At 59.1% G+C, this 15658-nt stretch carries 15 protein-coding genes; all 15 read left to right on the top strand.

Going from position 1 to position 15658, the window contains the following annotated elements:
* The first annotated feature begins 91 nt into the window (after positions 1 to 91).
* The 15 genes from fliF (at position 92) to fliR (ending at position 15654) form a co-directional block, all read left to right on the top strand.
* Complete coding sequence (gene fliF / locus JF539_RS10315; RefSeq protein WP_207140243.1) at positions 92 to 1738, top strand: flagellar basal-body MS-ring/collar protein FliF; 1647 nt, start codon at positions 92 to 94, stop codon at positions 1736 to 1738.
* Positions 1738 to 2376, top strand: coding sequence for a hypothetical protein (locus tag JF539_RS10310; RefSeq protein WP_207140242.1), 639 nt, complete (start codon positions 1738 to 1740; stop codon positions 2374 to 2376). The genes fliF and JF539_RS10310 overlap by 1 nt, the downstream gene beginning before the upstream one ends.
* The gene (locus JF539_RS10305) at positions 2376 to 3869 is read left to right on the top strand and encodes a MotB family protein (protein WP_207140239.1); all 1494 of its coding nucleotides are present in this window, start codon (positions 2376 to 2378) and stop codon (positions 3867 to 3869) included. Before JF539_RS10310 ends, JF539_RS10305 begins: the two co-directional genes overlap by 1 nt.
* A gap of 53 nt (positions 3870 to 3922) precedes the next feature.
* Complete coding sequence (locus JF539_RS10300; protein ID WP_209017080.1) at positions 3923 to 5092, top strand: chemotaxis protein; 1170 nt, start codon at positions 3923 to 3925, stop codon at positions 5090 to 5092.
* 457 nt (positions 5093 to 5549) lie between these two features.
* A complete protein-coding gene (locus tag JF539_RS10295; RefSeq protein WP_207140235.1) occupies positions 5550 to 6425 on the top strand; it encodes a flagellar hook-length control protein FliK in 876 nt (291 codons plus the stop codon).
* Positions 6391 to 6960 (top strand): transglycosylase SLT domain-containing protein, encoded by a 570-nt coding sequence (locus JF539_RS10290; RefSeq protein ID WP_419247680.1) that lies wholly within the window; start codon positions 6391 to 6393, stop codon positions 6958 to 6960. The genes JF539_RS10295 and JF539_RS10290 overlap by 35 nt, the downstream gene beginning before the upstream one ends.
* 165 nt (positions 6961 to 7125) lie before the next feature.
* Positions 7126 to 8403 (top strand): flagellar hook protein FlgE, encoded by a 1278-nt coding sequence (locus JF539_RS10285; RefSeq protein WP_207140233.1) that lies wholly within the window; start codon positions 7126 to 7128, stop codon positions 8401 to 8403.
* 89 nt (positions 8404 to 8492) lie between these two features.
* The gene (gene flgK, locus JF539_RS10280; RefSeq protein ID WP_207140232.1) at positions 8493 to 9980 is read left to right on the top strand and encodes a flagellar hook-associated protein FlgK; all 1488 of its coding nucleotides are present in this window, start codon (positions 8493 to 8495) and stop codon (positions 9978 to 9980) included.
* A 5-nt stretch (positions 9981 to 9985) separates the two neighbouring features.
* Positions 9986 to 11032 (top strand): flagellar hook-associated family protein, encoded by a 1047-nt coding sequence (locus JF539_RS10275; RefSeq protein ID WP_207140229.1) that lies wholly within the window; start codon positions 9986 to 9988, stop codon positions 11030 to 11032.
* Positions 11033 to 11086: 54 nt separating this feature from the next.
* On the top strand, positions 11087 to 11437 hold the full coding sequence (gene flaF / locus JF539_RS10270) for a flagellar biosynthesis regulator FlaF (RefSeq protein ID WP_207140223.1): 351 nt from the start codon (positions 11087 to 11089) through the stop codon (positions 11435 to 11437).
* Positions 11438 to 11440: 3 nt separating this feature from the next.
* Positions 11441 to 11911, top strand: a complete 471-nt coding sequence (gene flbT / locus JF539_RS10265) for a flagellar biosynthesis repressor FlbT (protein WP_207140221.1) — start codon at positions 11441 to 11443, stop codon at positions 11909 to 11911.
* An 11-nt stretch (positions 11912 to 11922) separates the two neighbouring features.
* A complete protein-coding gene (gene flgD / locus JF539_RS10260) occupies positions 11923 to 12318 on the top strand; it encodes a flagellar hook assembly protein FlgD (RefSeq protein WP_207140219.1) in 396 nt (131 codons plus the stop codon).
* A 14-nt stretch (positions 12319 to 12332) separates the two neighbouring features.
* The gene (gene fliQ, locus JF539_RS10255; protein ID WP_207140217.1) at positions 12333 to 12599 is read left to right on the top strand and encodes a flagellar biosynthesis protein FliQ; all 267 of its coding nucleotides are present in this window, start codon (positions 12333 to 12335) and stop codon (positions 12597 to 12599) included.
* Between the two features lie 191 nt (positions 12600 to 12790).
* On the top strand, positions 12791 to 14881 hold the full coding sequence (gene flhA / locus JF539_RS10250) for a flagellar biosynthesis protein FlhA (protein ID WP_207140215.1): 2091 nt from the start codon (positions 12791 to 12793) through the stop codon (positions 14879 to 14881).
* Positions 14878 to 15654 carry a flagellar biosynthesis protein FliR gene (fliR, locus tag JF539_RS10245; RefSeq protein WP_207140207.1) on the top strand — a complete coding sequence of 259 codons (777 nt, stop codon included), beginning with the start codon at positions 14878 to 14880 and terminating at the stop codon, positions 15652 to 15654. Before flhA ends, fliR begins: the two co-directional genes overlap by 4 nt.
* Positions 15655 to 15658: the final 4 nt, after the last annotated feature.

The following is a 15658-nucleotide window of genomic DNA, read 5'->3' as shown; positions in this document are numbered from 1 at the left end:
TTCGACCGCCGTTTCTTCCATATCAGGCTCGCGCAAGCTCCGTTTCCGATAGTGGCACGAACAAAACGATACGTGCATGAAGGGGTTATGCATGCCGGGCCGCGAACACGCCGAAAAACTTTGGGCAAATCTGATGGAACTTGGCGCGCGCCGATTGATCGCGCTCGCTATAATCGGACTCGCCACAATTGCGACCGTCGGTGCGGGCGCCTTTTATCTGAGCCGTCCGGAACAAACAGCACTCTACACCGGACTGGACGGCGAGGACGTTACCCGCATCGGGTCCGCGTTGAGAGATGCCGGCATTTCCTTCGATATCAGTTCGGATGGCAGTTCGGTTCTCGTCAGCCATGCCCAGACCGCCAAGGCGCGCATGCTCCTTGCCGAAAAGGGCCTGCCGCGCGGCGCAAATTCCGGGTACGAGCTGTTTGACGATCTCGGATCGCTCGGCCTGACGTCGTTCATGCAGGAAGTCACGCGTGTTCGCGCCCTGGAAGGAGAGCTGGCCCGGACCATTCAGCTTATGCAGGGCATACGCGCCGCGCGCGTGCACATCGTTCTGCCTGAAAAAGGGTCATTCCGCCGCGATCAGCAGCCACCGTCCGCGTCGGTGGTCATCCGCTCGGATGTTCCTGATGACGTTCGCACAGCCGACGCGATCCGGCATCTTGTCGCCGCCGGCGTTCCGGGCATGAAGGCCAGCGAGGTTACCGTTCTCGATACGTCGGGAGGCATTCTGGCCGCCGGCGAGGATCCGACCAAGGCATCCGCGGGCCAGATGGCGACGCTTGAATCCGCGGTGAGCAACCGCATTCAGGAAAATATCCGGAAGACGCTGACCCCTTATCTGGGATTGGACAACTTTCAAGTCAGCGTTGCCGCGGAATTGAACACGGACAGGAAGCATATCGCCGAAACGATCTTCGATCCGGATTCGCGGACCGAGCGCTCCGTCCGAACGATCCGCGAAAACGAGAATGCCCAGAATTCCAGCGTCGCCGCGCCGACAACGGTTGAGCAGAATCTCCCGGAAGAAGATGTCACCGCCGATAACGGCGAGCGGTCCTCGGAGGAAAACGAACGCCGGGAAGAAACGGTGAATTATGAAATTTCCTCCAAACGCATCGAAACTTCGCAAGACGGTTACCGTGTCGATAAACTTTCCATTGCCGTCCTGGTGGACAAGGCCCGTCTGGCGCAATCCTTGGGCGGAGACCCGACCAAGGTGCAAATCGACGAACAGCTTCTGGAAATCGAAGCCCTCGTCGCCTCGTCAGCAGGGGTCGACAAGGCCCGCGGCGACAATGTCAAGGTGGCGGTCGTCGACTTCGTGGACGGTGGCCGTGCACTCGCGCCGATACCGCCTCTCAGCGTAAGCGAATACCTCTTGCGCCAGTCCGGAAACATCATCAATGCACTCGCCATCCTGACCGTCTCGATGCTCGTGATCTGGTTCGGTCTGCGTCCGGCTGTTGCCGCCCTGGTGCCGCAGGTCGGCAAGCAACAGGTCGAAATGGCGGAACTCGGCATGCTGCCGGAAGACGCGGAAGGGCATGTCGAAGGGCTTGCGGAAGACCAGGCCTACCTCCTGCCGCCAGATCATTCGGACATGCTTCACGACCTGAACAGCAAGCGCAATCAGTCTGCGCTGAAGAAGCTGGAATCTCTCCTGGAATACAACGAGGAACAATCCGCCGCGATCCTGCGCCAATGGCTCTATGAATCGGAGCGCGTATAATGTCGACATCCATCGTTTCCCATATTCCCGTCCTTTCGGTTCCCACTTTCAAATCCCTGGGGGCTTACGATCCGGCCCTGGTCGATGTGCTGGAGCCGGAAGAGGAGTTCGTTGCCGAGGCAACCGAGGAAGAAAGGCTGCAAGCCGAATTTCAACGGGGTCTGAGCGAAGGCGAGGAACGTACGCGGAGCCATTATGAAGCGCTTCTGGAAAAGGAGCGCGACGCGCACGCCAAAGCGCTCGAGGAAGAGCACTTGCGCTTCGATATGCGCGAGGCGGCGAACATCAGTGCCGCGATCGACGGTTTCCTGAACGTCGTCGAACAACGCATTTCCTATTCGATCGCCAGGCTTCTCCAGCCGTTCCTGAAAGAAAAGATCATCGAGCAACTGGTGCATGCCTTCACCGGCAACCTGCGTCAGATCGCCCAGGAGTGTGACGGCAAACTGATCCGGCTGAGCGGACCGGAGACGCTCGTCCGTCAGGTTCTGGAGCAGATGCCGGGATTGCGGGAGCAGATCGAGGTTCAGGTGTCCGATCAGGTCGAACTCGTTGCCCTGCTCGACGACACGACGGTCGAAACGCGTCTGGGCCAATGGCTGAGCCAACTGGATGACCTTGAGAAGGAGTCGGATTGATGCTGGACGGCGTGCCGAACGAAATTGTCATTGTCCGGCGGAAACATGGCTGGGATGACGACGAGAAGCCGCATGGCGTGTGGAAGATCGCCTACGCGGATTTCATGACGGCGCTGATGGCGTTCTTTCTCGTCATGTGGCTGATCAACGTCACCGACGACAGCGTACGCAAAGGTGTCGCCCAATATTTCAATCCGGTCAAACTCGCCTCGACGGCGCCGAACCGCAAAGGTCTGAACGATCCGAGTCTCGACGGGGAGACCAACGAAAACGGTGAGAAGCTCTTCAAGGGCAAACTCGGCGGTACGGACAAGCCGGCGGAGCAGGGGGATAACCTCGGCGAAGGCATCAAATACGAACGCAGCGCGACCGGCACAAAAGACCAGCCGGACCGGTCCAGTGTTCCGGCGACCGGTCAATTCACGCAAATACACGCTGAATCGATCCTGTTTTCCGACCCTTATGCGGTTCTGGACACGCTGTCTGAAAAGATCCGGGTGGTGGATTCCCAGGAAGACAATCCGCAGGGCATCGGATCAGGCATGCGCAAGAACCAGGGTGTCCAGGGCGGTCAGGCGTATCGCGATCCCTTCGATCCCATGTTCTGGCAATTCCGTCCCGGGCGTGGCGTGGACAGTGCAGGACGGGCGTCCGAGCCTCTTGCGGAGACAGGCAGGAACGGCGCCGGTCCGGCGGAGGTCGAACTGGAAGGCGTTTATGCCTGGGGCGCCCCCTTCGAGGAAGGTCAGTCACGCGCACCGGGGCAAATCGAGGAGCAGTCCAAGCCGGATGCCGCCGATCTGCCGGACGGCGAGGGAGGTCTTCCTGCCGAAAGGACAGCTTCGGGTTTCGAAAAAGAACAAACCGATCCGCTCGAGCCCGGTGCAAAGTCGGTCAATCCGGTCATCGCCCATGTCATGGGGCGGACATCCGGTTCATCGGTCGGCGCGATGGAAACCTCTGAATCGGAAGCGGTGGAGATTGAGACCGAGACTGTAATCGCGGCCGAGCCCGACGAGGATCTTGAAGAGATACTTGTAACCAGGCTGTCGGACGTTTTGGAGAGCACCGAAGGGACCGTGCTGGAAGAGACCGCGCGCCAGATAACGGTGACGCGGGCGGACGAAGGAACATTGATCAGCCTGACGGACGATCAGGACTTCGGAATGTTTGCCATTGGCTCCGCGGAGCCCCGGCCTGAACTGGTCAAACTGCTTGAGCGTATCGGGAAAGTCGTGTCCGAGGCACCCGGGCGGATCGTGATCAAGGGGCATACGGATGCACGGCCGTTCCGAAACAAGGCCTATGACAATTGGCGTCTGTCTTCGGCGCGAGCCCATATGGCCCTTTACATGCTGTCCCGTGGCGGCGTTGCCAAGGACCGTTTCGAGCGGGTGGAGGGCTACGCGGATCGGGACCTCAAAACGCCCGCAGATCCTTATGCGGCAAACAATCGGCGCATAGAAATCTATCTGCTTGAGGGGCGTGACTGATGCGAGCGATTTTTCATAGAGGATTACGTTTCCAGTTAGTGGTTTTGGCCTCGATGCTGAGCCTGGCAACCTTCGATTCCACTGATGCGCAAACCTGGGAAGACCGGTCAACGTATCCGCAACCCTTCGAGATGATCAGAAGTCTTCAGTCGCTTCAGGAACAGGTGGCTCAAGGCAACAGCCACGCGATGTTCGCGCAACGGACCTTGCTGACAAAGATCGACGAGACCTTCCTCGCGCTCCCTGTCGATGTCTGGCAGGAACCGAGGAATGCGCGGGCGGCGGTCATCCATATTCTCAGCGGCGGCCACCCTCTGGTGATGCGCCGCCTGCTGACTGTCGATCCGGAACCCAAAATCGATCGACGTCTCATGGAGGCCTCTCTCGCCTATGTGGAGGGGCGGGAAGAGGAGATGCGCACGCTTCTTGAAGACATCGATCCTCTCGATCTGCCGGCGGGGCTCGGCGGACACGTCGCCCTGGTCAAGGCCGCGCCCTATATCCGGACCGATCCCGCCAAGGCCCTGGAGCTGCTTCAGGTCGCCAGTCTTCTGATGCCGGGAACCCTCGTCGAGGAAGCGGCCCTGCGCAGAGAGGTGTTTGTCGCGGGCATCCTGGGCGATGTGGAACGCTTCCGCATGCTGAGTATCCGATATCTGCGCCGTTTCAGAACATCAATCTATGCCGGCGACTTCCGACGCCGCTTCGCACTGGCGCTGGACTCGCTCGGCTTTGTACAAAGCGAAGGCAAATATGCCCTCTTGAACGATGTTCTTCTTGAATTCGATGCCGATTCCCGGCGCGCGCTCTACATGCGGCTTGCCCGGTCCGCTCTATTGGCCGGGAACCTGAACGTTGCCCGCACTTCGACGGAAGAAGCGCTGCGGCTCGCGGTCGAAGGGACCAGGGAAAAAGAGATTTTGAAAATATACCTGGTCGCGACCAGGCTCGACCCGGAAACGATGCTGGCGAACCGCGATCTGCTGTGGTCGATCGACAAGGCCGACCTCGAAGAGCAGGATCTCGACCTTCTCGACGGGGTCTATGCGGTCTTCAATTCCGTCCGCCATTTTCCCGAACCGCCAGTGAACGTCATCGGGGAGTTCAATGTTGCCAGCAGCATTGGCGAGCCCGAAGAGCGTGACTGGCTTTCCGCCGACATGGAATTGGCGGAGAGCCTGCTGCGCCGAACCGACATGACCCTTGGGCGGATGGGAGAGTGACATGAGCCTTAGCACGCAAGCGTTTGTTCCCGCGGCGACGAAGAAGTCCGCGAACACCGGCGACGGGTCCACTGCTGAAAAAGGTCAGGAGTCCGCGCAAACCGCAGCCGAGTTCCGGTCGTTGCTGCAAGGCATGAAAAAGGACGAGGCCACGCCGAGTCGGGGCTCGGAGACGACGGGATCTTCCGGGAACCAGGTAGAAACGCCTGCCATGGGTGAGGTTGAAGGCGGAAATTCGTCCGTTTCGACCGACGGACCGGCAAAAGCCATCGAGACCGGTAAAACCGGCTTTGCGGCCAGTAACATTGCCGACGCGCTGAGGCAGGTTTCGCAGACCGTGATGTCTCAAAAGGAGCAGCCACTGCTTCCAAAGGAGGGGGCAGACGGTGATGCAGGACCTTCCGACGCGGTTTCAGGTCCGCAACTGCCAGGTCACCTGTCGGCGTCATCTTCCGCGTTGGCGGTCAATGCCGTCCTTGCGGCTCGTGCGGATGCACAAGCTCAAGGGTCCGGGACTGCGCAGCAGGGCCGCCCTGTGATGCCTTATCAAGGCGCGGGCGACGCGGCCGCATCCCGGAAAGGTGCAGGCGAGGGGGAGATCTCCAAGACCGGGACCTCCTCTCTCTTTGCCCAGTTCGGCGTCGAACCGGAAAAGGTTGCCGATCCCCTGTCCGATCGTTCAGCAGGCCGTTCGCTCCTTTTGGACGAGGCGGCTGGATCCTTGAAAGTCCTTCGTCAGGAAACGCATTTCGCTCCCAACATGAGACTGTCGCCCGCGCAACAGGTGGGTGACCAGGTTACGACCGCGTTGAGCGAGCTTACCGCTGGCAAGACGTCCCTGTCCGAGGGGATTTCCACCAAGGCGGAAGGACCTGTGCTGAAAACGCTGGATATCCAGCTTACGCCACATGAACTCGGAACCGTAAAGGTGTCTCTGAAGATTGTTGGCGATACCGTCGAAGTCTCGATGGTGGCGAGTAACGCGCAGACCGCCGAGCTGTTGAAGCAGGACAAGCAGATGCTTGACCAGATGTTGCGCGCGACGGGATTCAAGGCGGATACCGTAACCGTCCAGGCTGCCGACGACCGCACTGCGGTTCAACAAACAAGTCAGGCGGGTACCAGCGGGTCGGCGACAAGCCAGAACGGCGCGGGGCAAAGCGCGGCCGGCGATGGGTCAGCGCAGAACTTCAATGGCAGCGGTTCCGGACAGCAGAACGGCCGCGCCGGGCAGAACGGCCCTGAAGAAGTTTTCCGTAATTCCGATACCACGAAAGGAAAAGGTCATGAAGAAAGCACTGGCGTCAGCCTTTCTGATGGCATCTATCTGTAGTTTCGCCACCCTGAGCGGCGGTGTCCGGGCGCAGGCCGAGGTGCAGAATGTCTGCGAACGGGAAATGATCTCTGCCGCCCAGAAATACCGTGTGCCTCTCGGCGTTCTTTATGCTGTCGGTCTTACCGAGACTGGACGCCGGAACTCGCTTTATCCCTACGCCCTGAACATTGAGGGAAAGTCGGTGTTTCCGCCGAGCCGGTCGGCCGCCCAGCAGGATATCGCCAAGGCGCGTCAACATGGCAAGAAGCTGATCGATGTGGGTTGCATGCAGATCAATCACTATTACCACGGTAGCCAATTCAGGTCGGTCTCGCAGATGCTCGAGCCCCGCGCAAACGTGCAATACGCAGCCCGCTTTCTAAAGGACCTCCGCAAAAGCCAGGGATCCTGGACCATGGCGGTTGCACGCTATCACGCCGGCCCCAACAATAATCCCGCCCAAAAGCGGTATGTCTGCACGGTGATCAGGAACATGATCGCATCCGGCTTCGGCAACTGGACTAAAAAATCGAAGAAATTCTGTAGCGCCTGAGAAAAACGTTTCCAAAGCGTCTTTCAAAGGCGCTTTTTTCTTGAATAGTTAAAATTTAAAATAATTAAGTATCTGAATGTAAAGAAGAAATATTATCCAGAACAGCTTCACGCAAGATAGATCGGTTTGACTATGGTCTGTTGATTTGGACATAGGAGACCTGTCATGGGGCTTTTTGGAGTTATGCGGACTGGCGTGTCCGGCATGAATGCGCAGTCAAGCAAACTTGGTACCGTAGCGGAAAACATCGCGAACTCCAGCACGACTGGCTACAAGCGGGCCGAGACGCATTTTTCGTCCCTCGTGATTTCTCAGCAGGGAACGGGGTCCTTCAACTCCGGCGGTGTCCAGGCCAATACGGAATATGAGGTCTCCAAAGCGGGCACTATCAGCTACACGACGTCGAGCACCAACCTTGCGATTGAAGGGAACGGCTTCTTCGTCGTTGCCGACGAGGCCGGGGCAAATTATCTGACGCGCGCAGGGCATTTCGTTCCCGATGGAGAGGGGTATCTGGTGAATACCGCCGGATATTACCTGCAGGGCTATCCGATCAATGCCGGGACTGCGCCGACGGTCATCGCCAACGGCCTGGGCGGGCTTGAGCCGATCAACACGACCCAGAACCAGCTGGAAGCGACGCCGACAAGCAGCGCCTATTTGCGGGTCAACGTGAGTGAGGACGAAGCGATCGTTCCGGCAGGCTCGAGACCGTCAAACAACGTGGCTGGCTCAACATTCTCCCACAAGACCTCAATGATCGTTTTCGACAATCTCGGCAACGAGGTCCAGCTTGACGTTTACTACACCAAAACAACCGAGACGGCGGTTGATTCCGAATGGGAAGTCACTGTTTTCGATGCCGCGGACGCAGCGGCCGGCGGTGGATTTCCATACAGCTCCGCTCCGTTGAACACCGCGACGCTGATCTTTGACGTTACCACCGGAGACCTGACCGCCGCGAGCCCGACGACGATTAACGTCGCCGTTCCCAATGGCGGCACCTTCGACATCGATCTCGATCAATCGACTTATCTGAATGCCGATTTCACCGTGACCAACGTGGATACGGATGGCAACGCGCCGAGCGCGGTGAAAAGCGTCGAGTTCGACGACCTGGGCGTGCTCTATGCGGTTTACGAAAACGGGACCCGCACCGCGATTTACCAGATCCCGATCGCCAACGTCATCAGCCCGGACAAGCTTACGCCGGAAACGGGCAATGTCTTCAGCCCAACCCAGGAGTCCGGCGACGTGCGCGTTGACCTTGCCGGGCAGAGCGGCATGGGAACGATTGCAGTCGGCGGTCTTGAGAGTTCAAACGTCGACCTCGGCGACGAGCTGACGTCCATGATTGAATCCCAACGAACCTACACTGCGAATTCGCAGGTTTTCAAAGCCGGGTCCGATCTGCTCGAGCAGTTGGTGAACCTGGTCCGCTGAATCGTCGGGCCGCCGCTCACAACCGTCCGGCGGCCTCAAACAAAATCAACTGAAAGAGCGGCTTTACCGCAAACCCGAAAGGTGTCGTCATGAGTTTGTCCGTAGCCCTGCAGGTGGCGCAATCCGCCCTGGCAGCCCGGCAAACCGAGTCCTCCGTTGTGGCCCGGAATATTTCGGGCGCTCAAGAGAGCGGTTATTCCAGGAAGTCTGTCCTTCTGAGCCAGACCTATACCAGCTCCGGTCAGGCGGGGGGCGTGCGTGTCGACGGGATCGAGCGCACCACGGACAGTGCGCTCTACACTTCGCTCTTGAAGAATACGTCGATTGGAACATCGCAGGAGGCGGTGCTGACCGGGCTTGAGCGGCTCGCGGAAACAACCGGTGACACGGAGCTGCTGCTTTCCCCGGCGGCTGTGCTCGGCAAGTTGCAGCTGTCGCTGCAAAGTTTCGCGTCCGATCCGAACAACACCATTCTGGCGCAGGATGTTTTGCAAAGCGCCAAGGATGTCGCGGACACGCTGCAGTCGGGATCGGCGCTCGTTCAGGACGTTCGCGCCTCGGCCGATGCCGATATGGCGACTTCCGTCGCCAACATCAACTCGCTGCTGACCCAGTTGGAGGATCTCAATTCCGTCGTTGTCGAAGGGACGCAATCGGGAAATGACGTGACCGACGCTCAGGACGCGCGCGATCAGGTCCTCCTCAGTCTTTCCGAAGAGATCGGTATCACCACACTGAGCCGGGCCGACGGAGATATCGTCGTTTATACCGACAGCGGTGTGACGCTGTTCGAGACAACGGCGCGCGACGTCACTTTCGACGCGACACTTATCTACGATGCGACGACCGTTGGCGGCTCGGTGGTCGTGGACGGCGTGGCCGTCGCGGGACCTGGTGCGGTTATGCCGATCGATTCCGGCCGTCTGCACGGTCTTGCGCAGCTTCGCGACGATGTTGCCGTGACCTATCAGAACCAGCTGGACGAAGTCGCGCGCGGCCTCATAGAAGCCTTCGCGGAAGCCGACCAGACTGCTGTGGGACCGGATCAGGCGGGTCTGTTCACCTGGTCCGGCGCGCCTGCCGTTCCTGCCGCCGGCACCTTGATCAGCGGTCTGGCGGCGGACATCGAGGTCAATGCCAACGCCGACCCGGATCAGGGCGGAGACCTGGACAGATTGCGGGATGGCGGCATCTCGGATCCGGCGGATCCGGACTATGTCTACAACACCACAGGCGCGGCTGCCTTTTCCGACCGGCTGCAGGAGCTGGTTTCGGCGTTCGATGCCCAGAGAACCTTCGATCCCGGTGTCGAGCTTGATCCGACGGATTCCCTGAGCGGCTTTGCTTCCTCGTCCGTGAGCTGGCTGGAAGCCGGCCGGCAGGCCATGACCAGCAATGTGGAGGTTCAGTCCGTGCTGCTCAGCCGGACCGCTGAAAATCTCAGCAACGAAACCGGCGTCAACATCGATGAAGAGATGACGCTTTTGCTTGAAATCGAACGGTCGTATTCGGCCGCGTCGCGCCTGATTGCGGCGGTCGATTCCATGCTGGAAGACCTTCTGGACATGACGAGGTAAGCATCATGAAAACCACATTCATCTCCACGCTTTCAATATCCGACGCCTCGCGCCGCCAGATCATGAAGCAATCGTCTCTGGTCAACCAACTGAGCGTGGAACTGTCCTCGGGCCGGAAATACGATATCGGGCTGGATCTCGGCAGCAGCACCGGCGAAGCCGTTAATCTCCGGGCGGAGTTCAATTTTCTGAACGGCATTGTCGATACCAATGCCCTGACGGCCTCCCGCCTGGATGTGAGCCAGGCGGCGATGGACGACATCCTGACCGACGCGCAGGAGTTTCTGAGCACGCTGGTCGCGTTGAGCGAAGATCCCTCAAACGCGGACATCGCCGCCGCGGATGCCGCGGGCAATCTCGAACTGCTGATGTCGCGGCTCAACACCCAGCTGAACGGAAACTACGTTTTCGCCGGTATCAATTCCGATCAGGTACCGTTCAACGACTATTCCGATTTGACCTCGGCGAACAAGATCGCCGCGGACGCGGCGTTTCTGACGGAATTTGGTTTCGCTCAGGATAACCCCAACGTCGCCACGATCACGCCGGCAGCCATGGAGACATATCTGACAGGCGCATTCGATGCGATGTTCGGCGATCCCGCCTGGGGTGCGAACTGGTCGAATGCCTCCGACAGCGTCGTCGTGAGCCGGATATCGGCCAGCGAGACCGTCAACAGCTCGGTCAGCGCGAATGAGCAGGCTTTCCGGGAACTGGCTGAAGCCTACGTCATGATGTCGGATCTGGGCAACTCTGCGCTGGATGGCGAAACCTACAAGACAGTCGTCAACAAGGCGATTGAAAAGGTCGGATCCGCGATCAGCGGCGTCACCACCTTGATGGGAAAGCTTGGAACCGTACAGGAGCAGGTCGCCCTGGCGAGTGACCGCCTGTCGGTTCAAACCGACATTTTGAACGCGCGTATCAACACGCTTGAGAATGTCGATCTGGAGGCGACCTCGGTGCGGCTCAACACGGCTTTGACCCAGCTGGAGACCACTTATGCCGTGACGGCCCGCATGCAGGGCCTGTCCATTCTGAACTACATCTGACCCGCCTAAGTTGACGAACTATCGACATCGACACGGAAAACCTTGAGAGGACCCATGTACAATCTGTCTTACGCCGAGGTTATGGACGATCTTTGCAGCGATCAGCGGTTAAACGAGCATCAGGCCATGTCGATTGTCATCGACAAGCTGTCGGTCGCGAAGGAGAGGGGGGTAAAGTCGGCCGAGGCGGTGGACGCGCTTTTCTACACACGCCGGCTGTGGAGTTACTTCCTCGAACACCTGGCGGACGATGCCAACGAGTTGCCTCTAGAAACGCGAGCCAACCTGATCTCCGTCGGGATCTGGGTACTGAAGGAGGTCGAGGCCCTGCGCCAAAGAAGGCAGGACGATTTTTCCGACATCATCCAAATCAACTCCATCATTCGCGACAGTCTGGACGGATAACACATGAAGATCGGCTTGAAGGCGGGAGAACGCCTTTACATCAACGGTGCGGTGATCCGTGCCGAACGCAAGACCAATATCGAACTTCTGAACGACGCGGTGTTTCTGCTTGAAGCCCATGTCCTTCAGCCGGAGGACGCGACGACACCTTTGCGGCAGCTCTATTTCATCCTTCAGACGATGATCATCGATCCGCAGTCCGCTGCAACCGCGCAGGAAATGTTTCATCTGGTGCTTGGTTCGGTCAAAGCGGCGTTTTCCACGGAAGAGGTCTTGAACCGCCTGGAAGAGGTGGAAGAGCTTGCCAAGACCGAACGCTGGTTCGAGGCGATGAAGATCGTTCGCAGCCTTTACCCGATCGAGGCGAAGGTGATGCAGGAGAACCATCGCAGGGAAGCGCACACGAATTCGTCGATTTCGCCTGTCCCGGCGCGCGGGACGTTTCAGTCGCGTGCCGAGATGGCAGCCATTTAAGGAGATGCAAGATGACGACAGTTGAGAGTGTCAGTGCAACCACCGCCACCACGACGGCCGCGGCCGCCCAGGAACAGCTGACCGTGGACTACGACACGTTCCTGCAGCTTATGATGGCCCAGATGCAAAACCAGGATCCCACCGATCCGATGGATGCTTCCGAGCAGCTGTCCCAGCTGGCAAGCTTCAGCCAAGTTGAGCAGGCTATCCAGACCAATGCCAAGCTGGAATCAATGCTGATGAACATGTCCTTCGGTCAGGTGGACGACCTGATCGGGCGGACCGTAACGGACGCGAACGGAACGACGGGCGTGGTCACGTCGGTTGAGGTTTACTCCGACGGCACGGTTCTCGGTCTGGATAACGGCAGCGGCGTCCTGCTTGGCGCGGGTGTGACGATTACCTGATCGGACGAGGCAAAATGAATGAAGTTGACGCGCTGGACCTCGTGAGGTCCGCCATATGGACGATCCTGGTTGGGTCTGCGCCAGCGATCGTGCCGGCAATGGTTGTCGGCATCGGCATCGCCCTGCTGCAAGCCCTGACCCAGGTGCAGGAGATCACGCTGACCTTCATTCCAAAAATTGTCGCCATTCTCGTCATGATCGTCATCGCAGGCCCCTTTATCGGTGGCCAGATCTACGGACTGACCGCGTTGATCTACGGCCGGATCGAAAACGGTTTCTAGCGGTCTCCGTCTATCGACACCTTCTCTGGCGAGTTCGGCACCGGCCTGCATTCCAGCCTGCAGGCCGGTGTCCGCCGTTTGTGGTCTGCTCAGTCGCGGCCAAAAAATCCTGACCGAACGGCCCCATAAAAGCCTCACGCAAGCCTGACCCCTGATTTTACCTTCCATCGGACCAGCTCCAGAGGGAAGGCATGACGGACACCTCCATTTCTTCTATACCCGGCGACACGCCTGAAAGCCGGCGCGATGTCTTGTTCGCGCTCGGCATCGTCGTCATTCTGGCGGTTCTTTTCCTGCCAATTCCGACGTTCCTCATCGACCTGGGACTGGCCATGTCGATCGCGTTGTCCGTCCTGATCCTGATGGTGGCGCTCTGGATTCAGCGGCCGCTTGATTTCTCGTCCTTTCCCACGATCCTGCTGATCGCGACAATGCTCCGGCTGTCCCTCAATATTGCGACGACCCGCGTCATTCTGGCCCACGGTTATGAAGGCACGGACGCGGCCGGCTTTGTCATCAACGGGTTTTCGCAATTCGTCATGAGCGGCGATTTCGTGATCGGTCTGATCGTGTTCGCCATCCTGATCATCGTGAACTTCATGGTGATCACCAAGGGCGCCACCCGTATCGCGGAGGTCGGCGCCCGGTTCACGCTCGACGCCATTCCCGGAAAGCAGATGGCCATCGACGCCGACCTGTCGGCGGGGCTCATCGACGACAAGGAAGCCCAGCGCCGGCGCAAGGAACTGGAAGAGGAGAGTTCGTTCTTCGGCGCCATGGACGGTGCGTCCAAATTCGTTCGCGGGGACGCGGTTGCGGGTCTGATCATCACGGCGGTGAATGTGTTCGGCGGCATCGTCATCGGTGTCACGCGCTACGACATGTCGGTCTCCGACGCAGCAGACGTTTTCACAAAACTTTCCGTCGGTGACGGTCTGGTGTCCCAGATTCCGGCTCTCGTGGTTTCCCTGGCCGCGGGCCTTCTCGTGTCGAAGGGCGGAACGCGCGGCTCGGCCGACAAGGCCGTTCTCGGCCAGTTGGGCGGTTATCCGCGGGCCCTGTTCGTCGCTGCGATCCTCATGGGTGTGTTCGCGATCATGCCGGGTTTGCCCATGCTGCCATTCCTGCTTCTGTCGGGTCTTATGGGCTTCATCGGCTATGCGATACCGAAGCGTGTTGCCGCGCAGAAGAAGGTCGAGGACGACAGAAAAAAGGCGGCTGCGGACAAGGAAAGGGCACGGGAAAAGGACTCCGTCAAGGAAACCCTGAAATCGGCGGAGATCGAGCTTGTTATCGGCAAGCAGCTCTCGGCCGGATTGCTTGCCAAGCATGGCGAACTTTCGCGCAGGGTCGCCAAGATGCGGAGAAAATTCGCCGAGCAGTTTGGATTCGTGGTGCCTGACATCCGGGTGACCGACAGCCTGACCCTCGATCCGAAATCCTACCAGATCAAGATCCACGGCACGATCATCACCGCCCAGCAATTGAAGGTAGGCGAGCTGCTGGTGATACCTCCGGCCGACGAAACGCTTCCCGTTCCGGCCGATCCGACCAAGGAGCCCGCTTTCGGCATGCCTGCCTACTGGGTTCCGCCCGCCTATGCGGAGGAACTCAAGCGCAGCGGTCTGGCGCCGGCGGAAAACATCACGGTGATCCTTACGCACTTGAGCGAGGTGATCCGGAACAATCTGCCGCAGCTCTTGTCCTACAAGGACATGCGCCAGCTGTTCAACCGACTGGAACCTGAGTACCAGAAGCTGCTCGAAGATATCTGCCCGGCCCACACCTCCTTCTCCGGTCTGCAGGCCGTGTTGAAGTTGCTGCTTGCCGAAAGGGTTTCGATCCGCAACCTCAACCTCATTCTCGAGGCGGTCGCGGAAATCGTTCCCCATGTGCGTCGCTCCGAGCAGGTCGCGGAACATGTGCGCATGCGGATTGCCCAGCAGATCTGCGGGGATCTCGCCGAAGGCGGGCCGCTGAAGGTGCTTCGTCTCGGCAACCGTTGGGATCTGGCGTTTCACAATGCGCTGAAACGGGACGCCAAGGGTGACGTCATCGAATTCGATATCGAGCCTCAGCTTGTCGAGGATTTCGGGTCTCAGATGTCCGACGCGGTCAAGAAACACATGAAGGAAGGCAGCCGTTTCGCCGTTGTCGCCGCACCCGATGCCCGGCCTTACGTTCGTATGATCGTGGAGCGCATGTTTCCAAATCTGCCGGTGCTGTCGCATCTGGAAATCGCCCGTGGTGTCGATGTTGCAGCTCTTGGAAGCGTCTCGTGATTTCCGGTGGCCTGGTGTTCAGCACCTACAGCGCGTCGCTTCTGCTGGCCGTGTTTCTGCTGTTTTGCCGGATCGGCGCATGCCTGATGGTCATTCCGGGTTTCGGCAGCAGCCGCATCCCCGTCCGGGTCCGTCTTTTCGTGGCACTGGCCGTGTCGCTCGCCCTGTCACCGTTGCTTGCCGGCGGGGTTCAGGACGCCTTGCCCGACGAAAAACTGGCGACGGTTGCCTGGTTCATCGGCTCGGAACTCCTGACCGGCGCGTTTATCGGCTTTCTGGGGCGGGCCTTTCTGGCCGCGCTGGAAACGCTGACGACTTTGGTGTCCATGGCGATCGGCATGTCCAACATGCCGGGCATGCCGATCGAAGGAACCGATGCGTTGCCGCCGGTCGCAAACATTTTCACCGTTACCGCGACCGCGATGGTCTTTATCACTGATCAGCACTGGGAAATCCTGCGCGGCCTGGCGGCCTCCTATGAGGCCATTCCGGCCGGTCAACCGATTGCGGCGGTCACCAGTCTGGAACAGTTCGCCGAACAGATGGGGCGAACCTTCGTTCTGGCATTGCGGGTGTGCAGTCCCTTCATCGTTTACACGATCGTGATCAATCTGGCGGTCGGTCTGGTCAACAAGCTGACGCCGCAGATCCCGGTGTACTTCATCTCGATGCCCTTTGTTATCGCAGGGGGATTGTATTTTCTTTACCTCACCATCGTCGAGGCAATCATGATCTTCCTCGACGGGTATTTCACTTGGCTTCAGGTAGGATAGTCCG

Origin of the sequence: Roseibium aggregatum (genome assembly GCF_017309185.1) — a bacterium.
Taxonomy (GTDB): Bacteria; Pseudomonadota; Alphaproteobacteria; order Rhizobiales; family Stappiaceae; genus Roseibium; species Roseibium aggregatum_B.
This window is presented reverse-complemented; position numbering and strand designations above follow the sequence as displayed.